Below are 25,879 nucleotides of genomic sequence, written 5' to 3' on the forward strand. Positions count from 1 at the left end.
CTTTTATTAGCGAAAGAGCGATAGCATCACGATTGGCAAGCTTTTGTCCTGAATGCGGAGGAGAGCTGAAATTTGACCTTACTAGTAAGAACTTTATCTGCAAAAGCTGTGGCCTCTTTGCTTCCCGGGAAAAGATAGACGAGCTGCGCGACAAGGCTGAAAGATCTAGGGACGATCCGAGAAGAAAGCATCATGACGACTACCTCGATTGGTGGCAGTCGTCAAAGAAGGACAAGCAACAAAAGTAGCTCTATGTCGCAGCCGCTGTAGCGTCTGAAATGTCCCTTTTCAACGATACGGACTGCTCTTCCTTTATCGTTTTCAGGACTGTCATCAACTCTGCTTCGGTTATCTGCGGAAGCCTCCGTATCTTGTTCACCACAATGTCTCTCATTTCGTCGAGGTTCCTTGCGCGTATTTTCAGTAAAAGATCGAACCGACCATGCATTTCATGTATCTCCAGTATCTCGTCGACCTGCGACAGGAGGGCCGTAACTTCATCCGACGAGCCTTCCTTGATGTTTATGCCCATGAAGGCAAGGTGGTCGTAACCTAAAAGCCGGTTATCAGTCGCAATTGTGAACTTGCGGATAATTCCGGCGGCCATGAGCCTGCGGACCCGCATATGCACCGTCGCGTCTGAGATCTCGAGCTCTTTGGCTATCTCTACGAACGGCCGCGACGCGTCGCGGCTCAGTATGTCTATTATCTTCAGGTTTATCTCGTCTAGTAGCAGATCCGGTGGAAATGGCACTAGAAAAGTACGAACTTTGGATCTAATAACGGTTCATGCTCGAATGGTTAATAACCCTTGCAATGCGCTAGCCAATGTGTATGTTTTGCAGCAAGTGCCAGAAGGCAGAGAGCGTATACCACAGGGCGTACTCTGGCGAATATCTATGCAAAAAGTGCTTCATGCGCTCCATCGAGGACAAGGCTGCAAAGACAATTTCAAAGTATTCGATGATAGGCTACGGTGACAGGGTCGCCGTCGGGGTGTCAGGCGGCAAGGACAGTTTGTCGTTGCTGTACGTGTTAAAGGCGCTTTTTGAGCAGCACCCAAACAATGGCAATGAGCTGGTGGCAGTCACCATCGACGAAGGCATCAAGGGCTACCGTGATGAGTCGCTTCGGATAGTGAGAGACTTTTGTGCGCAGCTTGGAGTAGAGAGCAAGGTGCTCAGCTACAAGTCGTTGTTTGGGGTCGACATGGACGAGGCTATGGTGCTGAGGCCATCGGAAAAGAAGATATCATCCTGCTCGATCTGCGGCACATTCCGCCGCCGGGCAATCGACATCGCCGCAGAAACCGTCGGCGCGGATGTCGTCGCGACTGCACACAACATGGACGACCAATTACAAACATTCATGATCAACCTGCTCGCTGGCGATGTGGAGCGCATCGGCTGGATCTATCCCGAGCCGGTGCAGTACGCAAACAACAGGATGAAGAAGGTCAAGCCGTTCATCGAGATCTACGAATACGAGATCGCATTCTATGCACTCCAGCGCGAGATCCCATTCCAGTCAGAAGAGTGCCCCTACATGAACGAGAGCATACGTACCGACCTGCGTGAGTTTTTCAATAGGATGGAAAAGGCCCATCCGGGCATAAAGCACAACGCCTACAACTCTATGATGAAGGTGTCAAAGACGCTGCGCAACATCCCGGGCGACCAAGGCAAAAAGTGCTCGGTGTGCGGCCGGGACTCTACCGGCGACGTCTGCTCGGTATGCAAGACCGTCAGCGTGCTGACATCGTCATCCAACAAGCAAATATAGGCATACTGCAAAATAGTGTGCGGAGGCAGGGAGGATCGGGGTGCCAGCCGTACCCCATACTGGAAATCGGCTTTATGCCAGGATCAGTAACGGCCGGGTAAATCCGCTGGCAGGAGGTTCCCGCTTGCCTTGCTGAAATGAAATCACGCCGTGTCGGATGGTTATGAGCGGCGAACTGCGCGAAGGCGCGGTCTCGACCGCGCATCGTCGAAATGGGTGAGGTCCGGGAGGGAGCAACCCTAAGGCGGCGTAACCATGCTAGCACGTCTACGTGGTGGATCTTGCGGGGCCTGAAATGGGGCCTTGTGCCAACGGTGGTACCGGTCGGCTGCCTCCATATTTTCTATTATGTTTTCAGTGGAAAAATGTTACACCGTGTGGCATTTTACGCACAAAAAATGCTACAATTTACTATCTGTGCTTCTATTAAAAAATGGTGTATACAATGCACCATTTCACGCATGAAAAATAGTGCAAGGTACATGCGTGTTTCCAGTGGTCCCAATCTAGAAATCAATTAGTTCTTTTATAGCCTGTTTGAAAGAATCAAGTAGCTACACAATACAAAGGCGATAAAAAGAGGAAGGAAAGGAAATGCATCTCTTCTTCTCTGCCCCATAGCCCAATTCTACTACGGGTCTCCGAATTTCTCGCAACTATAGTATTTTGTGTCCGAGTATTTTTTGTTTACAGTGTCGTACCCAGGCCCGCAATAGACAATATCATCCCCGTCCATGGTGCTGATGTAATCGTCCTGACTTCCCCCGTTGACCGTGTCTGCGCCGGTGCCTGCGTAGAGCCTGTCGTTGCCTTCCCCTCCTTCTATGTAGTCGTTCCCGGGGCCTCCGTCAACCATATCTGCTCCTCCTCCGCCATACATCCTATCATTTCCGCCTTCCCCATACATCCCATCGTTGTCCTTTTCTCCAAATATTTGATCACTCTCTTCGCCGCCATAGAGAACATCATCGCCTTCCTTGCCATTGACATAGTCCTCTTCCAGTCCGCCGTAGACGTGGTCGTTTCCAAGCTGGCCAAAGACAAAGTCGTAGCCGTCGTCTCCATATACATAATCATTTCCGCCTTGGCCGTACAGCCTGTCATTGCCGTCGCCCCCGTGTATTGTATCGCTTCCCAAGTCGCCAAAGACTTTGTCGTTTCCAGCCCCGGAGTTTACTTTGTCATTTCCGCCTTCCGCGTAAATCTTGTCTGCGCCGTTTGTTCCGGACATTGGGTTGTTTCCACTGTTTCCAAATTTCCCTGCAGCAAGAACATTTGCCGCCGGTGCGAACAAAATAAGAAATGCCAGAGCGCCTATCGTAGCAGCGCCTGCAAGCAATGCTGTTGTCGTAGATGAGATTTTCGATTGCATCATAACGCGGCACACAAATCAGATGTACTTATTTAAAACGGAATCAAATTCCGTCTCTTCTACCTTAACTATGTTAGTAAACAAGAATATGCGGTTCGATTGACTGGGATGAAATGCCTGCAGATATAGAAGTGATGGTATAACGCTTATTTGATTGGAGATCATGAAGCAAGATCAGATCCATTTTAGAGCGGAATTTACCATAGAAGACGGGAAAATAGAAGAATACAAGGAGCTGGTACAGGACATGAGCAGACTAGTAAAAGCCAACGAGCCAGATACGATCGGTTACCAATTTTATCTTAATAGAGATGAAACAAAGTGTATTGTACATGAAACATACGCAAACTCAGAGGCGGTACTTGCTCACAATACAGGCATTGCATCGCAAACAATACTTCCAAAGATTTTCAGTGTGCTAGGATAAGCAGGTTTGACGTTTATGGCAATCCCAGCAAGGAATTACGAAAGCTGCTAACAAGTTTTAGTCCTAGTCCACAGTTTTACAACCTATTTGCTGGATTCAGCAGTTGACAGTTCGGCATTTCATGTCCCTTTATCGAACAGAATTGCGAACAAGAAACACGGCTATTATTCTTGGCTAAGAATAGTCCTGATATCATCAGCAGCTTCTGGAGCGAGATCCTATATTCGGAAATATGAATGAGCAGAAAGATGGTCAAAAAGATATGTCATGTATGCAAGGTTCTATTTTGCATAAAGTTCAAAGAACCATTGCTTTTAACATAAACAGGTTGCTCAAGATAGGCTATTGGCTATCTCTGTTTGGGATTTTAGCTATAATGATTCCAAGTGGACTTGTTTTGCTCTCCGGAATAGGGGCAAACAATAATGCCTACGGTGCAACCCCTGACGTCATACACTATATGTCTGGCCCATCTTTGCATAACATGGCTGGCGAGGAAATAACCAGCTTGCAAGTTGGGCGGTAGGCAATCGTAAGGATATCAGTACACAATAACAATCCGGAAGCAGAATCCTTTGTGATTATAGTTGAAATAAGGAACAAGTATGGCATAACCGAGTACTTGGCACGGCATGGTGCCTTGATTGAACCCAATGGCGATTAATACTATGGAAGCCTCGTGGATGCCACATGCAGTATGTGGAACTTCAGAGGAAGCATATAACAACTAGCTATCAGAAGTTTCGCTTTAACTTCTCTTGAGGAACCTCAAATCTATCGTCTGTTTCCGTAACTGACGGAATAATAACTGTGACAGGGTTACCGCCTCTTTCCAGTTCCGGAACCTATGATCTATTTATAAATAATCAGACATTTGAGATCGACTATTCGTTCTCCGGAGGAAAAAGGAAAGATATAACTCAAATTGCAGTCGATCAAAGCACTCCGACTATGACTTTTTCCTTAAGGACAGTAAGTGATGGCCAGCTTATTATTACGATGCCAATGGAATTGGCAGAACAGGTATTCAAGAGTATTCTTGTGGATGAATTGGCAGTGTTTGTTGATGATCTAAACGTGGCAATTGAGCAAACAACCGACAGCACTACAAGCTCATTCATATTCGTAGTACCAGTCGAAAAGAGACCAGAGACATTAGAGCTAGTTGGAACATGTCCTATTTGACAGAGTTCTGCTGCAAAAAGATGAACGTTGAAAGAACACATGTTAATCCTCTGACTTTCTCGCAGTGTGCCCTAGTGAAAAGCGAAACCTCTTTTAGTGTTAGTTGTTCGCTTTACTGCAGAGGCTAAGTTGAACATTGCCAAGCCCGAAAGCTGGGTTAAATGTCTGCCGATCGCCATGACCAGCCCGGCGAGTAGGGCTTGAACTCTGATTTTATTCTCTCTCTTCTTCAATGTATTCTCGATGCCCAGTCATGGCCTTGTGAAATGTGACCTCAGACAGAGAAAAGAAGAGAGCCTTGCATGTTTTACAAGTGTACTTTGATTTGGGTTCTCCCAATCCCCAAACTCCTTGACAAGCAAAATAATGATCTAGAGAAATCAAATATAAGATTCATGATAGCTTGCTCTAGAACATTTTATCGTGCCGAATACAAATTGAACTCATGGCATTCGTATTGATAATTCAGTAACAACCCTTCTAACAGCTTTTTAATATTACTGGTCTGGATAAATGATGAGGGAGCGCCTATTGCCACCACCCTCTTATGCTTGATAGACTTTCTTTTCGCTTTCAAAATGAGAGAATACCATGAGCGCAGTAGCTTATCAATATCGAACTGATTTGTGCCTGAGTAAACTTCATCCTTATCTATGACAATTAAAGCACCACTAGTAACGTAATTCTCAAATTCCACATCTTTATTGGAGACAGCGTGCTGACTCTTCACCTTTGACATTTTCTGTATCACGTTTGTTTGATGGATTTGGCTCTGCGGCATAGATGACGGCTTGATCATTTGAAAGGTAATTCAATATTTCTTCGTAGATAGCATGTGTTGATCCTTTATCTGATAGTATTATTATTGAATGAATATTATGAGAAGCGTTGCCTCTCTTTGACATTGCAGTAAGTTAGTTCTCTAATTATAAAGCATTACTACACTACCACTTATTTTTCCCTTTCTATAGCTTTTTTTATAAAAAAGTAATACAAGATATAATAATATCTTAAATTCTCTTGATATGAAAGGTTTGGTGAACTTTCGCGAACTTTGTCAAAGGGTATTGGAAAAAGACAAAGCAATACGATTTGCGGGCGCTGCCACTTCCGATGGCGAAATACTTGCTACGGTATACCGAGAGGGCTTAACTCCGTTACTGACCTCACAAGAATCACAACTTTCCATCATGCAATCATTAATCAAAATGAATATGGGAAAGACTCTTGAGCCAAAGTTAGGCAAGACAATTTGCATATTTACAGAATACCAGAATGTAAAAACAGCAACTTTTGCATTGTACAATCAACAAACTTTGGAGCAAGAAGCTATTGTACTAGCGTCATTTGATAAATCAGCAGATGCTTATTTGATAATAGAGGAAAAGATAAAGCCATTAGTTAGGCAAATTAGGAAGTCAATAGAAGTGGCATAAACCGACGCTCCTTACTTGCGCTAACCAAACTCCTATCTCTCCAATAGCCTATGTTATGTAGAAAAACAATATTTTAGACGCTCGTCATATATAGGAGATTCTACTATAACTCTAGTTCGCGAATCTTATATCTCTCTCTGTAATCTAGAATCACTCGACCCCTATGATAAAATACCGCAGCCGAACAGACATTGCTTCACAGATGCTTGAAGCTGCTAATGGCGGCACTACAAAGACCAAGATAATGTACAAAGCATTTCTCTCTTATTCTCAGCTAAGGGAATACCTATCAATGCTTACAGACAATGGTCTTTTGGAATATGATAAAAGCACAGAGACTTTCAAGACTACAGAGAAGGGAACTAGATTCCTAAGAATATGCAATGAGATGGGAAAGTACGCATCTCCTGAGACTGCAACTACCGAGACAAAAGGAAAAATGCAGAGTAGACAATAGGGCTTTATGAGCTCTTAATAGTTCTGGATTTGATTTTTCAGTGACTTGTTTTTGATCCAACGGATTCTTCTAGGTTCAATTTTTTATTCACACCTATTTTTTATGAAAGAAAACAGGAAGACTCTGCTAGCTAGCAAGAGTCTTGTCACTCTATGATTATTTTACCCTTCATGAATGGGTGAACTGTACAATAATAGTCAAAGGTGCCCGTCTCTTCCAAGCGACTTACAGGCAGACTGAACTTCTGTCCTTTGCCTATTGAACCTGAATCAAACATATTGCCTGTCTCTGGGTCACTAATGCCGATGCCGCTTGTTACTGTATGTGGTGCTGCATCTTCATTTACCCAAATTATAACACTATCTCTGCTTGCAGTCACTATAGTTGGTTCATAAGCAGGATTGCCTTGAATCGACGAACCTTCAAGTATTTTTATAGAGATTTCATTAGCTATCTGTTGCCCGCCAGTGCTAAATGCAGCTTCTTCTCCATTGCTACCTAACTGCATTACAGTCGGCAACTGACTCCAATCTAAGCTGGCTTTTGCAAAGCCTGTTCCAATGCCAAGCGACACCAAGAAGAATATCAACCACGTCCTCAGGTTACTCATGCTCTGCCTGTGCCGGAGTGCAAAGAATAGCCCTACCCACAGACTGCCCCATATCACATTGCTGTAGAAGAATATGCCACCATATTGCGAGGCTGGCTCATATACAACAAGCCATGTCTTTAATGGCTCCATCTTGCGAATATATGCCAGTATTCCCATTGCAGCGATGGCAATTGATGCAGCCACTATAGCCGCCACTACTGCGCCGGATACCTGAGTTTTTGATAGGCCAAGTGATGGTATCAACGACATTTTTCCTTTCTCACTCTCCTTTCGCCTACCCTTGCACCGACGCAATCTTTGTCGGCACTATGCCCATCAGTGAAATGTAGAGTGCATAGAAGATTGCAAGCGATATCAGAATTATCATCATGTTTTTCACGCCTGCATCTGTAAACATCCTCTCCTTGAAATGCCATGTGAGATATGCTACAAGCCCTGTCCACATGGTGCCTACCAGTCCTAGGTATTCCATCACCTCAAACATCGGCGCATGAGCAAATGGGAATATCTCCAATATCTTGGACTTGGCGCTGTCTGGGGTCGGCAGCCTGTATTCAATATAGCCTATTGTGCCAGTGATTTCAATGAGGAATGCTGAAGCCACTGCGGTAAATGCCAGAACTTTCAGCACATTGATTGAATCAAGACGGCGCTGAACCTGCTGTCCCATAGAAGTTGAGCCAAATATGAGCACTCCGATAAATCCTGCTCCGGACATTATGGCAAGGACTGTGTAATAGTCATGTATGATCATGACGCTTTCAATTCCTTTGCCGACCATCTGGCCGAGTATTACGACGCCTATCGACACAAGAACTGAACCTCCGACAACAAGTATTGCAAGCGCTTTTGCAGCAGTTAACGATGATCCCTTGTTAGATTCAATTTGCATGAAATCTCCTGATCGCAAAAATACTATTTTAATCAAGAATACGTTTTTCAATATGTGCTCTTAAGAATGGTAATCACACTAGATAATCAGCTATTAAATTAAATGTGGCTTAGAAGCGGAAAAGATACTGAGCTATACCATGAAAAGGAGAAATAATGATGTCACAACACAGACCTTGCATAACGAGCCAAAGGATATATTATTAATGCTCCAAGAACTGGGGGACAAAATATCATTCTCGATACTGAAATCAACAATAAAGAAGTGCAAATCGGTCGCTGAAATTTCTAGAGAAAATAACATACCACTAAGTTCGGTTTATAGAAAAATTCCAGATTTGCAGAACATGGGTATTGTTGCAATAGAAACAATAGTTACTGATGCTTCTACAGGCAAAAGGATTGCAATGTATAGGAGCAAGATAAGGTCAGTACACTTTCACCTAGATGAAAATGGTGCAAAATTAATGTTCGAGAATAACAACAATAGTTCGCTTACAGAGAGGAGTAATAATAGTAGAAGTGTGTCTACACTAATAACAGTATAATAAAGTAGTGATACAACATTTTAAGTACAGCTGCAAACTCGCGGTGCGGGCAAAACTTTACCTGATCATCGTATATCTCATAGTATGCAACAGTGGGCTTAGAGTAAGCACACAGAGGCTTTTGCAACATAATTATTACATATATTTTACATAATGTGATTTGACAGGTAAAACTTCCACATCAGGTTTTCTTGGCTATTTGACCACAATTGTTAGTTTAAAAGAGTATATACTTGCTTCTTCATCAATAATGCTATTTTCGTTTACATATGTGGTAGAAGATTATTCCCGTCCATTATTCTTATCCTCTATAGTGAGAATCCTATTTTCGTTTATATTCCAACATCAGTGCCCTTCGGATTATGAAGCAACATCTAAGACTAGCAAGTATTGCATTGGCAGCCATTCTAGTGATGGCAACAGCAGCAGCCACTACATCTGTTGCAACAGGATCTCTTGAAAAAAGAGCACAGGCACAGCATGCAGACAATGAGGAAGGAATCAGCAGTACTACTGCACTAGTCAGATTCGTAACTAATGTAGAATTTGTCAGAGGACATCTTGAAAAGGCTATAGAGAACAAGCAAGCTGGCAGTACCGAACTAGCTGTAGCTCATGCAGGACACCCAATTGAAGAAGTGTATACACTGATCCATCAGGATATATCTGTCAAAGATAGTCAGTTAGCCTCTAACTTAAAGTCAAAATTAGAAGCATTACCAAACACTGTTTCTTCAGATTCTATTTCAACCTTTACACAAAAAGTGACAGAGATTAATGGATTGCTTGACCAAGCTGTACAAAAAGTAGCAGCAGGTAGCGAAGCACAAGAGGAAGCCAACTTTACTATTGAGATAATAACGGGTCTATTAGAAACAGCAAACATAGAATATGAAGAGGCGGTAGCAAACGGACAAATCATCGAAATGATCGAATACCAAGATGCCTCTGCCTTTATCAACAGAGCAAATGTATTATTCAAAACCATCCAGACAGGGATAGACGATCATGAAGCTGAGGAAATTGTTGAATTTATGGATGAATTGAACTTCCGCGTAGCCTCAAAGACAGACCCCTCGCAGGTAGAGACAGTCATCCAAGGAATAATACGTGAGCTTGAAGAAGCATCATCTGCTGCAAACGAGCATGCAGAGTTTGTCGCTAACTTGGAATTCATCAAAGGACACTTGGCTCAGGCAGTAGCCAACAAGCAAGCTGGCAGTACCGAACTAGCTGTAGCTCATGCAGGACACCCAATTGAAGAAGTTTATGCTCTAATTGAGCCAGAAATTTCAGAACACAATTCTTCACTTAATACAAAGCTTAAAGAAGCATTGACAAACCTTGCAAACCAAATCCATTCCCTTTCTACCTCTGCTGTTCAGACAATGGTGACAGAAATTAATGGCATGCTAGACGAGGCCGGGACATCGGTGGTAAGCGAAGCTGAGAGAAATGACCCAAAGTTCAATGCAATGGTAATCCTATTGCTTCTAGCAACTGCGCAAGTTGAATATGAAGAAGCTGTTGAAAATGGCGAGATTGTAGAGATGATTGAATATCAGGACTCTACGGCATTTATTGCGAGATCCCAGATCATTTCAGATTCCATAAAGAGTAAGATCCCGGCCCACAAAGCAGAAGAAATACAAGAGTTTTACGCGGAGCTCAACAGCCTTACAAAGTCGAACGCCAGTTTTGAGCAAGTAAAGACGGTCTTTGGAGGCATAATACACGAATATGAGGAAATATTTGGATTGGAAGCGATGGAAGAAGAGGAGCCAGGTGAACATGAAAACAGTTCAACAACAACTACTAAATCACTTGGATACATCGAAAACATCAGAAAGATACTGACTAAGCTATCAGAAGCCTACAGGGCAGGCAATTATGCCGAAGCAGACAGGCTTGCTGTTGATGCGTATCTTAACAACTTTGAGTTTGTAGAGGGGGATCTTGAAAAAAGCGGCAACAGAGCTCTAATGCTCGAGATAGAGCAGTTGATGAGAATTGAACTAAGGGAGATGATAAAGGGTAAAGCATCTGTCGGAGAAATAGACGCACATATCGCCAAGATCAATTCCAAGCTTGATCAGGCGGTTAATGCGCTATCTCCAGATACTATTGCCAAAACGACAGCAACAAGAGGATATCATATCGTCAGGACAACAATTACACAACAATCAGAACCTCATGATGCAGAAGGTCACTCCGCGCACCAAGTTGTATACATGGTGTATCCAACGGAAGGTATGATATACGAGGGATCAATCACATTCACATCAACCAGAAGTGTAGACGTCTTTGTCTACCATGATGTTACATGGGCAGAAGCAGAAGACACTGCCGGCCTGAACATACACAAGGTCAACGGAAGGCTCTACGCGGTCACCACCTTGTTGAAAAATGCAAGCTCTGGAACAGTACAATTTGCTGGTGCAGGTATACTAGCGCACGTCCACTCTGAGACTGAGGGCGAGGGAGAGTACAATTTGGTTGCAAGCATGGAAGTATATGGGAGGTTGTTGAGTAAACAGTAAAAGTGGGTTAAAGGAAGAACGGCGACCTTTTTCTTTTTTATTTTCCTTAATTTGTAAGTAATAATATATTATTATTTTGCTAGTCGTGAGCAAAAAATGAGTCAAGGTCCAGTAAGACTATGAAATAGATAGCGGCTTCATCACAATACTGATAACAACTCCGTTTTAGGGATCACATTGGCTAGTATTTTTTGAAAATTTTTTTGTGATATTCTTTTCACTTCTCAAAATTACCAGAACTGTGATATAAGATATTCTCTTTGCTCCCGAGAATCAAAGTTGTTTTTATGCTAGGAAGCAAAAGGAATATCCTCATCTTTTAATGCCTGCAGAGTTCAAGAATCATAATCTACAATGAGATTTGACCCTCTGTTCACATACACAGCTTATGTCGGTTAGTTATTGATGTTGTATAGATTTTTTGCACAAATAAGACAGCTGTGAATCTTTTACTGTTCCTATTTTTCGCAACCATTAAAAGCATAGGCTAGCCTAATTAGGCGAACCTAATTATGAAGCGTAATGAAAAATTGAATTACAAATACCGGCGTTCCATCATCGTAGTTGGAGCTGCTGCAGCAGTTTTTCTTGCGTTGTCTTGGGGGACATATCCTCACTCGTTTGCAGCACAACACCTACAGTCAGAAAACAATCTGCCACCCAATGATGAAAATAAAACCACAATGTCTTCTATTACTACTACTGCTACTACCACTGCCGACGGCACTACTGGCGTTGCAAATGCAACGGCTGCTGATATGCCAAACGCTACGTTTGTAGAATTTGTATCAAACATAGAGCAAATAAGAGGTCACCTTGATCAAGCAGTTGCAAATAAAGAATCAGGAAACGACACCTTGACGCAAGCGCACACGCTGCATCCAATCGGAGAAGTATATTCAAGTATTGAGGTCTTGCTAGCAAATCAAAATAGCACATTGAACCAGACCCTCTCTGAAGCACTTAAGGATCTTTCATCCAATGTTGCAACTACCTCAGTCCAGCAATTTGAGAATCAGACACGTGCAATCGATATGATACTGAACCAGACTGTACAGGCGGTAATACCTACTTTTGAATTGAATAACACAGCATTTAATGCAAGTGTAGTGGCGCGCCTGCTCGATATTGCAGGGCATGAATACGAGGAGGCCGTTGCAAACGGAATGATAAAAGAAATCGTAGAATATCAAGACGCGCAGGCATTCATCCATAGGGCAGAGGCCATATTCAATTCTACATCGGACACCATAGATGAAGCAATGGCACATGAAGTACAGGAAGTGAACGAATTCTTTGCAGTGTTGAACAGCACAGTTGACAGCAAAGGCGACCCACAAACTGTTGAAACTACTATAAATGGCATCATACATGAGCTGGAAGAAATAACTGGTTTTTCATCGAGTCAGCTGCTGGGAGGAGAAGAAGCTGGCACAACAGCGGAAGAACAGGACCCTATCGCAATAATAAACAACATAAAGTCTCTGCTTGATAAATTGCTATCGGCATACCAGTCACAGAACTACGATGAAGCAGAGAGCATAGCTATAGAGGCATACTTGGAGAATTATGAGCATATTGAAGCGCCTATTGCAGAGCATGATGAGCAGTTAATGTTACAAACAGAAACAATGCTAAGGGAAGAGCTCAGGCAGATGATAGAGGATAAGGCTCCAGTGGATCAGATACAACAGCATATTGCAAATATAGAGGCCAATTTGGATAAAGCTGCCAGCTTGCTGCAGCAATAATCCTGGGGGAAATGGAAAGATCGGATGAATGCCTGCAGCAGAACCATATTTTTTATGTCCATGGCGACAGTTCTGCTAGGCACAGCTGTGGTACTACATCTGATCAATCATGAAGTCTTTCATCATAATGCCGCCTACGCACAAGACACTACTACAGTCCTAGCTGATACAGAAGCATTAATCGTCATAGTCAACATCGAGAGAATCCGCACGCAACTCGAGCTCACAGAAAAAAGCCTCAACACAGATGATTTGGAAATGGCATTTGCTCATGCATTCATCCCGCACACTACAACATTTCCTGCGATCAAAAGTCAGCTTAGGGCCATTGACGAGCAGCCAGCCACGCAGCTTGAAGCAATGCTGACAGACCTTCCAATCAAGATTAGGACTGCGGGGAAAGATTCTGAAGGTGAGGCTAGGGATGACATAAAGCAGATTCAGACTCTGCTAGATAAAATCTCTCAAAAGGCTATAGGGTCCCAACTGATGTCAGACAAGGGAATGGTATCCAAGACAGTCGTGTTTCTTTTGCGTGACGCTGCTCAATCATACCAAGTATCCAATGCCGCCGCAGGAGGCCAAGAGCAATTTAGCCAAGTTGATTATGAAAATGCGATTAGCATTACAGCAAGAGCAGAGAGTACTTATCAGATAATTGCACCGGAGATTGACAAAAGGCGTAGAGGCGAGATTGATTCTTTCATTGCCGAGCTTTTGACCGCTTTTGATCAAAAAAGTGATATAATGAATCAATATCGCGTTTGGTTACTGCGATAGAACGAGACTTGGCTGAAGAGATCTCTCTAAGCTCGGGCAGCACAAGCGCGACTGAACACCAGCAGTACTTTGCGACTGTACGAGAGCTACTATCAAAAGTGGTCGCTGGAGTGAAAAATGGCAATTATGAGCAGGCAGACCAGTATGCGATAACTGCTTACCTTGACAACTACGAATATCTGGAGGTCCCGATCGAAGAGCATTACCCTGAGCTAATGCTTGATATCGAAATGGAGATGAGGGAGGAGCTTAGGGCAAAAATACAGGAAGAAGAGTCGCCAGAGGCTTGTAGAGCAAGCAAGGAAATCACGTGCGGATTTAGTCAATGATCGGCGGCCGCATGATGAGGGCGAAAGATAGGTATTATTGTAGCAGCGCTATACTCGCGTGTATGTAGAGGCGCATATTATCATAACACATACCACCCACCCATCTAGTATGTGCTGAAAATGGTAGAATGAGCTGGATCCATAATGCCGCTTATAATACATGCTTCAGGCTGCACGTGCCCTTACATTCCACATAGGATATAGTTAACTAACATTCAAAAATTGGTATTTGAGAACATTCATCCCAACGGGCTATGAGCTTCGCATTTTGGTTGATCTTGGGATCGCCCTTGCAGCCGGCTTTGCCATAAGTGCGAAATGTGAGTCTAGAGGAAAGCCTGCCGGTATTGGCACGCACTATCTTGTGATTGGTGGAGCTGCTATCTTTTGCATTTCTTTCATCTCCAGTTGATCCAAACTCTGCGTCAAGAGAGTGGTGATGATACAAGTGATGAGCCCCGGCTTTCGGGCTTGAATGGACATAACCCGTTCTTCCCTTTTGCTGGCAACTTTGAGGGGTCACACACGGTTGTTGCATGTTGCTCGTTCATCTTATATTTTCAATAATATTATAGCTTAAAGAGACTGTAGAGACCCTTCTTACGAATTCTAGGTATGGAAGGACGATAAGTTCCCGCCTACCAAGTTTTTATTGTAAAAATAATGGAAGCGCCCTTTGGTTATTTCAAACGATTCTCTCTTCCTCCCTCACGATCATGGGTCTGTTATGTGTGGTGGTAGTTGATCGCAGACGTGACAGGACCACGAATGATGATATATGCACACACATGCGCGCACATAAGTGCAGATGCATATATGTATTGGGGGTAACAAGAAAACCAAGAGAGTGGGGAGAAGTGATATCAAAATATCTGATTAATCAAGAAAAGTCTCTGGAGCTCCTTGCATTTTACCCACTGAAATGAATCGGTGAGCTAGAATTTCGTACCATTCCGGTTTTTAATTATGATACGCAGCAATGCATTCACATCAATCACCATGCTTAGCTGCCCTCAATGCCAAAGCCTCTTGGAGAAACATCGTAGGAAGGTAACATTTGCAGAGGTTGAAGGATGGCGATGTACAGTTTGCCGAGCTTTTTACAAGACCAAGGAGCTTTTAGAATTGATTTTTACCGTCTGACTCTATGTGTATATGATGTTATTACTATAAAATAATACAGCAAGAGAGAGCCTTTGGAGCTTGAATTACGCAACAATCTGCTAAATATATCATAACGTAAAAGAATTAAACTGGTATTTTGTTGCATAACGAGAAGCAGTCAGACCGGGAGTAATAATATATGCAACACGATTACCTTTCTTGAGGAAAGAGGAGCAAAACACTCGGCTAACGTTAAGAGCGAGTGCTTTTACTCAGTCAATCCCCATTATTCAAAAATCACTTGCGATTTATCTTAGTTAAAGCTTCTAGATTTGATCTAATATTCCTTAAATCTCAAAGCTGCTTCACTATTAGAGAAACAAGCATATGCATTGAAACTGGCTTTTCAAGCATGCCATTCACTTTGATTGAAGGCAATACTTTTTCGAATTCAGATATACTAAGCTCAAATGCAGACATTAGAAAAATCTTGATCTCTGGATTTGCCGCTTTGACTTTTCTTGCCAATTCAAATCCATTCATGCCGGGCATTCTCATATCAGATAATAGCGCAGTGTATTCTGTTAGATTTTGTTCAAAGTGCTGAAATGCCAAAACAGGGTCGGTAAATGCCTTGACAAACCATCCGCATTTTTACAGATAAGCTTTGAAAATAATGACAATATCCAGCTCGTCGTCAACACAAGAATTGGTTTGATTTGCCAGTCTTATCTCGCCAATGCCGTAATGGTTAGGCTGTGTTGGCGCGAAATCCGCTCCTTATGGCTATGCTTGTTTAACACTGAATTTGGATGCGGGCAGATAACTGTGATCTTTTGATTATTCTTTTGCCATTCAAGGTGAGTTTCTTGCCACCATCTCTCAACATATACACACTCGTCAAACTTTTCATTTCTTGATAAATTGTCGGCACAGTCAGCCACGACAATAACTTCGCCGCTTTTGCCGGCAGCGATTCTTTCATTTACTATCTCTTCCAATAGAGCCTTGAAGTCCTTGAACGGTTCCAAGTCGCCATTTAATGCGCGCTCGTAAAAAGGTTTCAAACTCAAAATTAGCAGGTTGCCGTTGTTCACGTTATCATCATAACCCACAATTTTTGAGGATATTTTTGACATGAACATCTTGTCAGATGCATTGACAGAAGCATAGACGGCCAGCTGACCTTTTCTGATTCCTTCGTTAATGTAGTTTATCGCAACCTCATTACGCTCATCATCACTATCATATAACAATATGACATGTTCGCGGCAGGATGGATCAACTAAACTTGACATATCTGCCACCAATAGACACTCTGTACAAACTTAAGAACTTTGCCCGATTAATTGCAGTTTTGTCAATCATGTTTTATCCTCACGCTCAGCTATTGCTAATAATCTCTTAACAGTAGAACAGAGATCGACTATGCGTACTGGCTTTGTGATTAGCCCGTCCACCCTTATTGAGGGCAGGATTGTTTCAAATTCTTTCAGATGCATCTCGAAAGCCGTCATAAAGCATATCTTGACTTTTCCATCCAATTTTCTTATCTCTTTACACAATTCAAACCCGTTCATTTTTGGCATCCTGATGTCAGAGATGATCAAGTCATAGGTTATTGGGTTTGAGCTGAAATGTTCCAAAGCGCGTTAGGAGATCGACGAAGAAACGGACTATAAAGACAGATACTGTATTGATAGTAAATCCTAATTCATGTAGTGGGCTGACAGGCAAGAACTGGGATCAGCTGTACAGCCAAATAAAAAAGGTGCTTGGCAAAAGCAGCATCAAAGTGGCCTTTAGCAAAAAGGCGGGTGATGGCACCAGTCTAGCAAGGGGCTATTTGAGAAAGGCTTTACAGAGATATATGCAATAGGAGGCGACGGAACAATTAATGAAGTTGCAAACGGCTTTTTTGAAGAGAATACGGGGATTCGGAACGGAGCAAGCAAGGCAGATGCCATACCTCGATTAAAGCCGATCAATCCAAGCGCCAAGCTAGCCATTGTTCCCTGTGGCACAAGAAACGTGCTTGTTAAGTCGCTTGACATTCCGGCAGGGGTAGTAGAATGCTGTAAAAATATTGCTTCTGTAAACAAGTCCGTAAAGCTGGATGTAATTGGTGTGCGGGCTACCCGCAAGGAAGATGGTTCAACAACACCTATGCGAATAATGCTTAACGCGGCAGAAATGGGTGTTGCCGCTGAAATTATCGACAGGTCAAAAAGGTAAGAAATGTGGTAAAAAGCAGGCTTGCATCAACTGTTGCGGCGATAGTCTCTACGCTCCCTGCCTATGAAAGCAACTTGTGTACAATTTCACTGGACAACAACCCGCGCAAAACATTTGACACAAAAATGACAATGGCTATCGTTGCCAATGGCAAGTTTCTTGGAGGCGGCTTTGTGGCTGCTCCCGACGCAGATATGTCAGACGGTTTGCTCGACGTAGTAATTCTGAAAGACTCTGGAAGCCTGAAAATGCTTGACGAACTGATCAACCTCAAATCAGGCGACCATTTCGATGATGATAACATTATGTATGCTCAGGCAAGCACAGTATCAATAGAGTCAAAGGAAAGGGATGTAACAGTCACTTTAGACAGCGAGCCAATAGGCGTTCTTCCAGCTGACTTTTACATCTTTCACAATGCTCTGAATGTAATCACTTGATGATGGGTAAATCAGACTTTTGTTCCGTGTCCTATCTTTACAATAAAACCACAGCTCATCTTTGGTTTGAATTTGCCGGTTATCAATAGACAGTCGCCAGAATACAAGTAATATTTGCAGTCCTTGCATTGATAGCCTGGCGCTCCTTCATGGATAACATGACCTTCTTTGTATTTCAATTTCTTACCTGTTTGCTTTACATATATCCAGACGATGTCTCCTGGCAGCATACCATCGCCTTTAGGGGAAAAGAACTTTGAGACGCCTTTTTCGTTGTTGATCTTACCTCTGACTATGTGGCATTTGCCTTCATCGCCCAAGTTGAATTTGCATTTGACACATGATTTGCGCTCTCCTGTTCCATTTAGCACATAGTTTGCTTCATCTTTTGCAACCTTTTTCTTTTGAGAAAGCACTTGTAGAAAGGTAGTATCAGGCTGAGACATGTCAAGCTCATTCTGCGAACCTTTCGCCTTTGCATCAGCCGATTCTTTTGCTCCCAACGGATAAGATCTGAACTCATACTATTTTTAGCGACGCGTTATGTTTTTTGGAATAAAGATTGCTATTGTTTTTTTATGCTTTAAAGTTCTAATTTCTCTTTATATCAAAAGTTGCCTATTAACAGCAGATAAATCGTTGATAGGAAAAATTATGGTTGCAGGAGTTATAATTGCAGTTGTGGCTATCACAGCAGTTATCGTATTTTCAATGCAGCAGGGCAGTGGCGGCGCCAATGTAGCTGCTGCTCCAAATGTCAAGTTTGTCTCTTTTGACGCAGACAGAAAAGGCATCAAGGTAGGCGAAGCCACGAATATGTTTTATAATGTTCAGAACTTTGAAGAAAGAGCTATCGAGGATGCCAGAGTAACGATAATGATCGAGCCATCTGGCTTTGAACCATACCTCTCAATAAGCAATCAAACTGTAGATTTACCTCAGTTACTTGGCAAAGATGCGGCAACAGGTGAAATCAAGGTATCAATAACTGCAAAAAGTACACCTGCGAAAGAGGCAGTCTATGTAGTAAAAGGTGTTTTGCTTGTCGAAGGCATCCAAACAGATACTAAACAGTTTGAATTGAAAATTAGTCAACCCACGGGTATTGCAGAGTAATTAGAAAAATATATAAACACTTCTTGATTTCTTGCGGGCTTCCCTCCTACGATCCTTAATATTGTCGTTACTGCTATCTTGTTCGACCTTTCCATCTGGCAATGGTTCAGGTCTTGGTTCTTCTCCAAATTGCCCGTGAGTTGGATCATGTAGTGCCTGATCTCGCTTTAGAGGCTTTTTCTTTTCAATACCCATACTTACACATAATGTTATAAAATGAGATACTAATGGAAGGCTAAATGATATTTAGCCTTCCAGCACACTCCACATGATAGTATCTTCTTGGATTCTTGCCAACTGCTACAATTTCCTCTACATCTTCGATATTGTGCCTGCAAAAGTGACAGAGGCCATCTTGTTTAACAATGATATGTTTCTTGCTCTCCGGGTAGAGATAATGGCAGACATTTGCGATCTCAGTGATTCTGCTTTCTTATTTTTCTGCTTCTTTCCTTGCCTTCTCCATCGTTTCCCTTGACTTTTGTTTGACAGTTTCAGCGCCTTTTCTTACTGCTTCAGTAGTCTGAGGAGCCGCTTCTGCGGCCTCCCTTGCTGTTTCTCTTACTGTCTTTACAGTATCTTGTGCCATCCTTGTAGTCTCTTCCACAGCGCCTGCCGTGTCGCTAATAACGCCGCGCTCCTTCAAGTCTTTGGCAGTTTCATTGATCTCTTTGGCAGTATCCCGTGCTGCGGCCGAAGCTTCCCGGATTGCCTCTGCAATTTCGTTTATAGCGCCACTTTCGCGTAAAGTTCTGATAGTATCCCTTAATCTAGTCGATGAATTGCGAATGGTTCTTGCAATATTCTTGATGTTCTCGGCAGTTTGTTCGGGCGTAAGCCCTGTCTTTGTATTATCAGTCAGACTGGCATCAGAATTTGCAGAAGACATGACAAGTAATGGCTTTCTTTTCTTAAAAAGAGTGTGATAGACTTTGGGATCTATCTTTCTATGTCACGCTTGACTGTCTTGACAGTGTCTGACAATTCTCTTGCTGTTTCTTCAACACTACGAAATGTTCCCGACCTTTTTGACTCAGCGACAGTAACTTTTAGCTCATCTACAAGACCTTTGATCGACTCTAGCATTTCTTTTACAGCCTTGCTCATTTCCTTCAAGTCTTGCATACCCATACTTCCACCGCCTTCTCCACTACCACCAAACGAGCCAACCTTCTCTTTGGCAGTTTTGATGAGCTCTTTTGCATCGTCAATTACGCCGGTTTCTTTTAGCTCTTTCATGGTATTATCCATCCTTTCCGATGCTTGGTTAAAGTTCTCCGAAATCATGCGGATGTTTTCCATATTCCGCTGCCATTCTGGGGTCTTCATTGTCTCCATTATTTCCTTTGCAGTTATCGCCACCTCTCTGATTTTGTCAAACGTCTCTTGGACGCCGGGCGTCCCAAGCTCGCGCATTATTTCTACTGCATCCGAAGCTGTCTCTTTGATGTCTGAAAGCTTGCTTCTGCCTGCCATAACTATGGAAAGATGTACTTTGCAAACTTAAGTGCACTTGGGTAAAATAATACGAGTAGAACGTTCATAGTTTTGTTACTAGAGAAAGGTGGAAAAATAAAGTAATCGTTAACCGAGTAAGCTAGGTTAACTTTGTTTTTTCTTTGAACTTTTCCTTTTCGTATTTTGTGTTTAGATCTTTGTCTGGGTCTTCAACCTTTTTCCCTAATGCTTTTACTCCTGCTTTGATTTTGTCACCAGCATCTTCTGCGTCTCTGCGTGCTTCACTTTCTGTCATGTTAGTAATGGTTGGCTGATTGTGGATATAACAAATTGCATAAATTATTCCGTATATCTATTGCTTGCTGCTAGTCAGCAGCCGCTACTTCAGCTCTTTTGCGATCTAATGCTTTTTTAGATGGCTGCATATTCAGATGCCTGCCCCTATAGCGATATTCATATCTGTGAATTTTGCGCCTTTTCAGAAGCTGCCCGAGGAATATCAAAGACACCACTGCCAAGATCACATTGAATATCCCCGGCGCAATATGACCCCAAACGAACAGATCGAAATACGCAAGAATCAAATTAAGCGTAGCAAAGCCTGCTATCATTAGGGGAAGGTATTTGCCTATGGTAATTAAAAGGCCAAGCGAATGTATCATTGCTTCTAGCTTTGCCGTGTCCGAGATTGAAATGCCGCCTGCCATCTATTGGTTCAATATGCTATATTGCTTTTAATCATAATAGTTGCAGCCCATTTATTTACTATAAGAAATGTAGGCTCTATTTTTATAGATTGTTGGTGTTCTGTCAATTGTAATGGCTACAAGAACTGGTGGCAGATCCAAACCTGAGAAAAATGATTTTTCTCCAGAACAAGCTGCTGAAGCCGTAAAAGAAGCTGCCAAAAAGATCCGCGAGACATCCCAGCAAGTAAGGGATAGCGTGAAGACCTTCAAAGATAGTGGGGCAGTAACAGAAATGGCTGAAGCAACACGGGACGCTGCCCTTGCCGCGCGTGATACAACGAGAGATGTCAGGGATACCGCAAGAGAAGTTAGAGACACCAAAGTTGTAGCAGAGACAGCTAGCGCACTAGATGAAACAGCCAACGCGGCTGTGGAGACAGGTGGGGCTGCCAAAGATACTGTAGAACAGATACCGAGGTCAGCACCGCGTACTACAAAAGCGGTGAAACGTGGAGCGGCAGAAGCTAGAAAGGGAGCAAAAACTGCGGCGCGTCAGACAGAAAGGGCTGTCAAGAAAGGTTCTGCGAAAATGCGCCGTACTGCAAAAAGGGCAGTAAAGAGGCAGGTAAAGTCTGTGAAACGCAAAGCCAATCAACAAAAGAAAAAGACTCGCAAAAGATAGATCATTCTGTAATGCCTATGAATGGTTGGAAATCGGATAGGCAATTGCAGCATTCAAAAGTGTCTATCAATATTTGAATTTGTAGCATTGAGGATAAGACTATCAAACTTGACGTGAATTGATTTTGCTATCTGCGTCTTGATATGCTCTGGAATGCCGCCATAGAATTAAGGTTATTTTGTTGCATAACGGGAGGCATTAAGACTAGGGGTAATATTATATGCCACAGTATAATCCGTACGCTAGCCGTCAGTATAAAGTGTCATTTTTGCAGACTGCTAGCCGCTTGATAATTTGATTTCATCTGTTAGTTCCAGTTCATCTCTTATCGTATTTGCTAGCTCTTCGATCCTGACTGGCTTGCGGACAAAGCAGTTCACACGCAGCTTTGGAAACACTTTTCTAAATTCGTCGTAATAGATTTCAAATGCGGTGATGAAGCACACCTTTACTTTGTCGTCGATCTTTCTCAGTTGCTTGAACAGTGCAAATCCGTTCATCGGCTGCATCCTGATATCAAGGAGCACCAGATCGAAGGCACCGACCTTGAAATGCGACAACGCTTCCGTGGGATTGTTAAATGCCTGAACCTCAAACCCTTCCTTTTCGAGGCCTTTTTTTATTACACTGGTGATGTCCGGCTCGTCATCAACTACCAGTATTTTATATTTTTCCCCTTTGGTAGCCATCAGCCGCTAAGATGATGTAATGGCATTAAAGTCTATTCCCGGGATATGAAAACGCATTACATTTTATCATTCAGCATAATCAACATGGGTCAACATGGAAAACATGTCTTCATAGTAGCAGCATTTGCAGTTGTTGTGGATACAATCTTCCCTGCAATCATGCTTGCATTCATTGCATTTGCATGCCTTGTAAGAATCCCTGATTTCAGATACCGCATTGTTACGCAATTTGCCAGTGTGTTATTGCAGAGTTCAAATAATTAAAAATTGTTTCTCCTATTAACTTTGATGAGCGAAAAGAGGTCAGGGGAGTTTCCTAATTTCTCTACCGATCGAACAGCTCTCGGATAATTCTGAATGTTGTTACTAGCATTGGGATCCTCTAGACTGATTTGCTCAGTGCCTAGGGTCAGGGTTTTTGTAAGCTGCTGGGTCATATGTTATCTAACATTTTTCCATGAGGTTTTAAATTACCACTCTGCTGTTCTTTGATCAGTACCTTGGAGTATTTCTATCCTAACGATAATTCTAGGCCATCTCATGCTGAAAAGACCGAAGTGTATCATGGGGAGGAAAACGCCATGAAAATACTGCTGCAAGCAATGCGGAACGTAAAAAAAGAGGCAGTTGTTTGTAGCGACGCGAACTCTCCTGCCTTTTCTATGGGCACGGAGTCTGTAAAGAGAGGATATGTTGACTTCAAAAAAAGAGGAGTAAGGATAAGGCAGATAGTTGAGATCACCAAAGATAATCTGGAATATTGCAAGGAGTTCATGAATTATGCAGAATTACGACATATGGATAACGTCAAAGGCAACATGGCAGTTAGCGAAACAGAGTATGTCGCGACTGCTGTACTGGAAGGAGCCAAGCCTATAACCCAGACTATATACAGCAATGTCAAAACATTTCTGGAACAACAACGATACTTTTTCGAGAATCTGTGGAGCAGAGCAATGCCCGCAGAACAACGAATTAAAGAAATTGAGCAAAATATTGAGCCACAACAGATAGTGATAATCCATGATGCAAAACAAGCGCTAGAAATATATCAATCATTAATATTATCTGCCCAACAGGAAATAAGAATTGCATTCCCTACTGCAAGGGCAGTCATACGTCAAGAAAAGGCCGGAATAATACATCTTCTAAATAAAGCTGCAGAAAGACGGTGTCGAGTAAAAATCTTGATGCCAAACGATGAGTCTGTATTTAAATTTATACGAAAGGGTGACGCCAACACCGAAACTAGGCTTGTCGCGCAAAAAGACCTTGGTAAAGCTACGATTCTCGTTGTGGATAACAAAGAATCTTTGATCATGGAGCTAAAAGATGATGACAAGGAAACATTCCAAGAAGCAATAGGGTTTTCAATACGTTCCAATAGCAGACCCGGAGTATTATCTTATGTTTCAATGTTTGAAGGTTTATGGAAGCAGACTGAACTATACGAAAAAATGAAGGCCAGCGATAGAATGAAAAGCGAGTTTATTAATATCGCGGCTCATGAAATAAGAACGCCGGTGCAGCCTATATTGGGAAGAGCTGAGATTTTAAAGGAGGAGATTGAGTCGGGAAATTATGATATGGAATCTGTGCGGGAAGCAGTGGAGATGATTATAAGAAATTCCCAAAGACTACATAGGCTTACGGAGGATCTTCTAACAGTATCCAGAATTGAGCGTAATGTCCTGATACTGAACAGGCATGACTTTGATCTAAATTCTGTCATCGACAATGCCATAAATGACATCAAAAATCAGCTCCAGATTATCACCAAAGATATAACAATACTCTATCAGCCAAAAGAAAAAATCATTGTTAATGCGGACAAAGATAAGATAACTCAAGTGATACATAATCTTTTGAACAATGCAATCAAATTTACAGATAGAGGAACTGTAACCATCATGGTTGAAAAAGAAAACAAAGATGGTTCGACTTTGTTTAAGATAAGAGATACCGGCATTGGAATTGATGCTTCTCTTTTTCCAAGATTGTTTCAAATCTTTGCGACAAATACGATCGGTACATCTTTTAATCAGTCAGGCTCGGGTGTGGGGTTGTATATTTCGAAGAACATTATTGAAGCTCATGGCGGCAGGATATGGGCAGAGAACAACGAGGATGGAAAAGGTGCAACTTTTACCTTTATGCTGCCGTCAGTCAAACCCAATAGATAGTATGTGATCGCTATACTGTAAAAACAATTGTCTTATTCTTGTTTGCATAAATTGCAAAGCTGTGCGCATCAACATATTCCCTTTGTTCCCTGTTCACCATCTTGTAGTATTCGATAATATCTAGATCTTTGGATGCAGGTATCAGTTGAGCATCGTATCCGCAGACTATTGTTAGAGGTATTGCAAGCTTTCTTTCCAGTGCATACTCTAGCTGAAACCATTGTTTTGCTAGCCCTTTTGAGAGAAAATATGATGATAGATCTGCTGCGACTCTGACCCCTTTCTTTCCTTTGGCGACAAAACTATCACAAATAGATTTGGCGACAGCCGTCCACCCTTTCAAATCAGGATTTTCCGGGTCTTTATACAGGTCTTCTCCCCTTACTATCACCAAGCTCCCTTCATTTTCATGCTCTTGAACATCTATCCCAAATTGTTTCATGTCATCTCGCACTTTATTCACCGTCTCTGTAGCTGTAGTATATACAACCCCCCAATTCTGCTCTAGTCCTGACTTTACAAAAGTAAATTGAATACCCTTAAAATCTTCTCTAGATGTAAAGAACACACATCCGTGCTCTCCCACTTTGAGGTTCTTGACAAATTCATTTGCATGCTCTGAAATTTTCCTACCCTCAGTACTTAACATGATGATATGTACTTGTTAAACACATTAATCAAGATTTAAACTATCCACGACATTAGTTGGAGCCCACTATGATAAAAGCGGTCTTGATGCCCAACATCATCCTAGATGGTTTTGCAGAGCGACTTGTATAATTAGTCTTCCGGAGTTCTACAGTTTCAAATTGCAGCTCACCATGTGCATGGGATAGGCAGTTCTAAGAATTAGAAACAATACAATTCAATCAGCATTTGTGTGATGAAAAATTACATCAATATTGAAGATTCTCGAAGCAACACAAACAGCGCAAAATACTAACATAGACATATGGATCGGAAGGATCAGGATTTTCGTCAGAGAAGCAAGGTATGTTGGTTTTGCCTCCCGGGAATGCAAATAAATGATAAATCCGTGTCAGTAGTATAAGTCCTTGTCAGACTCTACAGAACTATGCTCGCTGCCTCTAGTACTTCTTGGTCCCATTTTGCGTAGAGCTGAAGAAAATCAAGTGTGCATCTGGTTTGCGTGCAGCAAACCCGTAATGATA

Annotated in this window: 30 protein-coding genes, 1 other RNA gene and 2 pseudogenes; 18 read left to right on the plus strand and 15 right to left on the minus strand. The window is 42.4% G+C overall.

Annotated features, from left to right (window positions below):
- Nucleotides 1-32 precede the first annotated feature (32 nt).
- On the plus strand, nucleotides 33-248 hold the full coding sequence (locus NGAR_RS03750) for a TFIIB-type zinc ribbon-containing protein (protein ID WP_015018307.1): 216 nt from the start codon (nucleotides 33-35) through the stop codon (nucleotides 246-248).
- 2 nt (nucleotides 249-250) lie between these two features.
- On the opposite strand, the gene NGAR_RS03755 is transcribed toward NGAR_RS03750, so the two are convergent.
- Complete coding sequence (locus NGAR_RS03755; protein WP_015018308.1) at nucleotides 251-754, minus strand: Lrp/AsnC family transcriptional regulator; 504 nt, start codon at nucleotides 752-754, stop codon at nucleotides 251-253.
- Nucleotides 755-834: 80 nt separating this feature from the next.
- Here NGAR_RS03755 and NGAR_RS03760 point away from each other — a divergent pair, with 80 nt between their 5' ends.
- A complete protein-coding gene (locus NGAR_RS03760) occupies nucleotides 835-1,782 on the plus strand; it encodes a TIGR00269 family protein (RefSeq protein ID WP_015018309.1) in 948 nt (315 codons plus the stop codon).
- 21 nt (nucleotides 1,783-1,803) lie between these two features.
- An RNA gene (gene ffs, locus NGAR_RS03765) (signal recognition particle sRNA) lies at nucleotides 1,804-2,118 on the plus strand.
- Between the two features lie 295 nt (nucleotides 2,119-2,413).
- Here ffs and NGAR_RS03770 read toward each other — a convergent pair.
- The gene (locus NGAR_RS03770) at nucleotides 2,414-3,157 is read right to left on the minus strand and encodes a calcium-binding protein (RefSeq protein ID WP_015018310.1); all 744 of its coding nucleotides are present in this window, start codon (nucleotides 3,155-3,157) and stop codon (nucleotides 2,414-2,416) included.
- A 160-nt stretch (nucleotides 3,158-3,317) separates the two neighbouring features.
- Here NGAR_RS03770 and NGAR_RS19260 point away from each other — a divergent pair, with 160 nt between their 5' ends.
- The 5 genes from NGAR_RS19260 (at nucleotide 3,318) to NGAR_RS03800 (ending at nucleotide 6,659) form a co-directional block, all read left to right on the plus strand.
- A complete protein-coding gene (locus NGAR_RS19260; RefSeq protein WP_015018311.1) occupies nucleotides 3,318-3,581 on the plus strand; it encodes a putative quinol monooxygenase in 264 nt (87 codons plus the stop codon).
- A 232-nt stretch (nucleotides 3,582-3,813) separates the two neighbouring features.
- Entirely contained in the window at nucleotides 3,814-4,107 is a 294-nt protein-coding gene (locus NGAR_RS03780; RefSeq protein WP_015018312.1) for a hypothetical protein, read from the plus strand.
- A 284-nt stretch (nucleotides 4,108-4,391) separates the two neighbouring features.
- Nucleotides 4,392-4,766 (plus strand): hypothetical protein, encoded by a 375-nt coding sequence (locus NGAR_RS03785; protein WP_148680935.1) that lies wholly within the window; start codon nucleotides 4,392-4,394, stop codon nucleotides 4,764-4,766.
- Between the two features lie 1,067 nt (nucleotides 4,767-5,833).
- Nucleotides 5,834-6,202 carry a hypothetical protein gene (locus NGAR_RS03795; protein WP_148680937.1) on the plus strand — a complete coding sequence of 123 codons (369 nt, stop codon included), beginning with the start codon at nucleotides 5,834-5,836 and terminating at the stop codon, nucleotides 6,200-6,202.
- Between the two features lie 163 nt (nucleotides 6,203-6,365).
- A complete protein-coding gene (locus NGAR_RS03800; RefSeq protein WP_015018316.1) occupies nucleotides 6,366-6,659 on the plus strand; it encodes a winged helix-turn-helix domain-containing protein in 294 nt (97 codons plus the stop codon).
- A 145-nt stretch (nucleotides 6,660-6,804) separates the two neighbouring features.
- On the opposite strand, the gene NGAR_RS03805 is transcribed toward NGAR_RS03800, so the two are convergent.
- Nucleotides 6,805-7,521 (minus strand): cupredoxin domain-containing protein, encoded by a 717-nt coding sequence (locus NGAR_RS03805; RefSeq protein WP_015018317.1) that lies wholly within the window; start codon nucleotides 7,519-7,521, stop codon nucleotides 6,805-6,807.
- 25 nt (nucleotides 7,522-7,546) lie between these two features.
- Nucleotides 7,547-8,164, minus strand: a complete 618-nt coding sequence (locus NGAR_RS03810) for a hypothetical protein (protein ID WP_015018318.1) — start codon at nucleotides 8,162-8,164, stop codon at nucleotides 7,547-7,549.
- 139 nt (nucleotides 8,165-8,303) lie between these two features.
- Between NGAR_RS03810 and NGAR_RS03815 the strand changes: the two genes are divergently transcribed.
- The 5 genes from NGAR_RS03815 (at nucleotide 8,304) to NGAR_RS03835 (ending at nucleotide 14,111) form a co-directional block, all read left to right on the plus strand.
- Nucleotides 8,304-8,711 carry an ATP-binding protein gene (locus tag NGAR_RS03815; protein WP_015018319.1) on the plus strand — a complete coding sequence of 136 codons (408 nt, stop codon included), beginning with the start codon at nucleotides 8,304-8,306 and terminating at the stop codon, nucleotides 8,709-8,711.
- Nucleotides 8,712-9,106: 395 nt separating this feature from the next.
- Nucleotides 9,107-11,251 carry a hypothetical protein gene (locus NGAR_RS03820; protein ID WP_148680938.1) on the plus strand — a complete coding sequence of 715 codons (2,145 nt, stop codon included), beginning with the start codon at nucleotides 9,107-9,109 and terminating at the stop codon, nucleotides 11,249-11,251.
- Between the two features lie 938 nt (nucleotides 11,252-12,189).
- Complete coding sequence (locus NGAR_RS03825; protein ID WP_148680939.1) at nucleotides 12,190-13,002, plus strand: hypothetical protein; 813 nt, start codon at nucleotides 12,190-12,192, stop codon at nucleotides 13,000-13,002.
- A gap of 54 nt (nucleotides 13,003-13,056) precedes the next feature.
- Nucleotides 13,057-13,782, plus strand: a complete 726-nt coding sequence (locus NGAR_RS03830) for a hypothetical protein (protein ID WP_228369283.1) — start codon at nucleotides 13,057-13,059, stop codon at nucleotides 13,780-13,782.
- 8 nt (nucleotides 13,783-13,790) lie between these two features.
- Nucleotides 13,791-14,111, plus strand: coding sequence for a hypothetical protein (locus NGAR_RS03835; protein WP_015018324.1), 321 nt, complete (start codon nucleotides 13,791-13,793; stop codon nucleotides 14,109-14,111).
- A gap of 1,458 nt (nucleotides 14,112-15,569) precedes the next feature.
- Here NGAR_RS03835 and NGAR_RS03840 read toward each other — a convergent pair.
- The 3 genes and pseudogenes from NGAR_RS03840 to NGAR_RS03850 form a co-directional block, all read right to left on the minus strand.
- Nucleotides 15,570-15,842: pseudogene (locus NGAR_RS03840) on the minus strand (response regulator); the annotation flags it as partial.
- Between the two features lie 101 nt (nucleotides 15,843-15,943).
- Nucleotides 15,944-16,513, minus strand: coding sequence for an MEDS domain-containing protein (locus NGAR_RS03845; RefSeq protein WP_148680941.1), 570 nt, complete (start codon nucleotides 16,511-16,513; stop codon nucleotides 15,944-15,946).
- 66 nt (nucleotides 16,514-16,579) lie between these two features.
- On the minus strand, nucleotides 16,580-16,861 hold the full coding sequence (locus NGAR_RS03850; protein WP_015018328.1) for a response regulator: 282 nt from the start codon (nucleotides 16,859-16,861) through the stop codon (nucleotides 16,580-16,582).
- 214 nt (nucleotides 16,862-17,075) lie between these two features.
- On the opposite strand from NGAR_RS03850, the pseudogene NGAR_RS03855 reads away from it, so the two are divergent.
- Both NGAR_RS03855 and NGAR_RS03860 read left to right on the plus strand, forming a co-directional pair.
- Nucleotides 17,076-17,450 (plus strand): annotated as a pseudogene (locus tag NGAR_RS03855) (diacylglycerol/lipid kinase family protein); the annotation flags it as partial.
- A 5-nt stretch (nucleotides 17,451-17,455) separates the two neighbouring features.
- The gene (locus tag NGAR_RS03860; RefSeq protein WP_015018331.1) at nucleotides 17,456-17,890 is read left to right on the plus strand and encodes a diacylglycerol/lipid kinase family protein; all 435 of its coding nucleotides are present in this window, start codon (nucleotides 17,456-17,458) and stop codon (nucleotides 17,888-17,890) included.
- An 11-nt stretch (nucleotides 17,891-17,901) separates the two neighbouring features.
- On the opposite strand, the gene NGAR_RS03865 is transcribed toward NGAR_RS03860, so the two are convergent.
- Nucleotides 17,902-18,393: a hypothetical protein gene (locus NGAR_RS03865; protein ID WP_015018332.1), complete on the minus strand. Its 492-nt coding sequence runs from the start codon at nucleotides 18,391-18,393 to the stop codon at nucleotides 17,902-17,904.
- Nucleotides 18,394-18,529: 136 nt separating this feature from the next.
- On the opposite strand from NGAR_RS03865, the gene NGAR_RS03870 reads away from it, so the two are divergent.
- Nucleotides 18,530-19,006, plus strand: coding sequence for a hypothetical protein (locus NGAR_RS03870; RefSeq protein WP_228369284.1), 477 nt, complete (start codon nucleotides 18,530-18,532; stop codon nucleotides 19,004-19,006).
- Here NGAR_RS03870 and NGAR_RS18315 read toward each other — a convergent pair whose 3' ends face one another.
- From NGAR_RS18315 to NGAR_RS03890, 5 genes are all read right to left on the minus strand, one after another.
- A complete protein-coding gene (locus NGAR_RS18315) occupies nucleotides 19,007-19,201 on the minus strand; it encodes a hypothetical protein (RefSeq protein WP_015018334.1) in 195 nt (64 codons plus the stop codon). It abuts the gene before it with no gap.
- A 238-nt stretch (nucleotides 19,202-19,439) separates the two neighbouring features.
- On the minus strand, nucleotides 19,440-19,895 hold the full coding sequence (locus NGAR_RS03880) for a hypothetical protein (RefSeq protein ID WP_015018335.1): 456 nt from the start codon (nucleotides 19,893-19,895) through the stop codon (nucleotides 19,440-19,442).
- A gap of 50 nt (nucleotides 19,896-19,945) precedes the next feature.
- On the minus strand, nucleotides 19,946-20,482 hold the full coding sequence (locus NGAR_RS03885; RefSeq protein ID WP_015018336.1) for a hypothetical protein: 537 nt from the start codon (nucleotides 20,480-20,482) through the stop codon (nucleotides 19,946-19,948).
- A 121-nt stretch (nucleotides 20,483-20,603) separates the two neighbouring features.
- Nucleotides 20,604-20,759, minus strand: a complete 156-nt coding sequence (locus NGAR_RS17175; protein WP_187147645.1) for a hypothetical protein — start codon at nucleotides 20,757-20,759, stop codon at nucleotides 20,604-20,606.
- 70 nt (nucleotides 20,760-20,829) lie between these two features.
- Entirely contained in the window at nucleotides 20,830-21,171 is a 342-nt protein-coding gene (locus NGAR_RS03890) for a hypothetical protein (protein ID WP_015018337.1), read from the minus strand.
- Between the two features lie 112 nt (nucleotides 21,172-21,283).
- Here NGAR_RS03890 and NGAR_RS03895 point away from each other — a divergent pair, with 112 nt between their 5' ends.
- Nucleotides 21,284-21,835 carry a hypothetical protein gene (locus NGAR_RS03895; protein ID WP_015018338.1) on the plus strand — a complete coding sequence of 184 codons (552 nt, stop codon included), beginning with the start codon at nucleotides 21,284-21,286 and terminating at the stop codon, nucleotides 21,833-21,835.
- A 278-nt stretch (nucleotides 21,836-22,113) separates the two neighbouring features.
- Here NGAR_RS03895 and NGAR_RS03900 read toward each other — a convergent pair whose 3' ends face one another.
- Nucleotides 22,114-22,524, minus strand: a complete 411-nt coding sequence (locus NGAR_RS03900) for a response regulator (RefSeq protein WP_015018339.1) — start codon at nucleotides 22,522-22,524, stop codon at nucleotides 22,114-22,116.
- A 500-nt stretch (nucleotides 22,525-23,024) separates the two neighbouring features.
- Between NGAR_RS03900 and NGAR_RS03905 the strand changes: the two genes are divergently transcribed.
- Complete coding sequence (locus NGAR_RS03905) at nucleotides 23,025-24,707, plus strand: sensor histidine kinase (RefSeq protein ID WP_015018341.1); 1,683 nt, start codon at nucleotides 23,025-23,027, stop codon at nucleotides 24,705-24,707.
- Nucleotides 24,708-24,717: 10 nt separating this feature from the next.
- Here the strand turns inward: NGAR_RS03905 and NGAR_RS03910 are convergent, their stop codons facing one another.
- A complete protein-coding gene (locus NGAR_RS03910; RefSeq protein ID WP_015018342.1) occupies nucleotides 24,718-25,356 on the minus strand; it encodes an MEDS domain-containing protein in 639 nt (212 codons plus the stop codon).
- Between the last annotated feature and the right edge of the window lie 523 nt (nucleotides 25,357-25,879).

This window comes from Candidatus Nitrososphaera gargensis Ga9.2 (assembly GCF_000303155.1).
Lineage (GTDB): Archaea > Thermoproteota > Nitrososphaeria > Nitrososphaerales > Nitrososphaeraceae > Nitrososphaera > Nitrososphaera gargensis.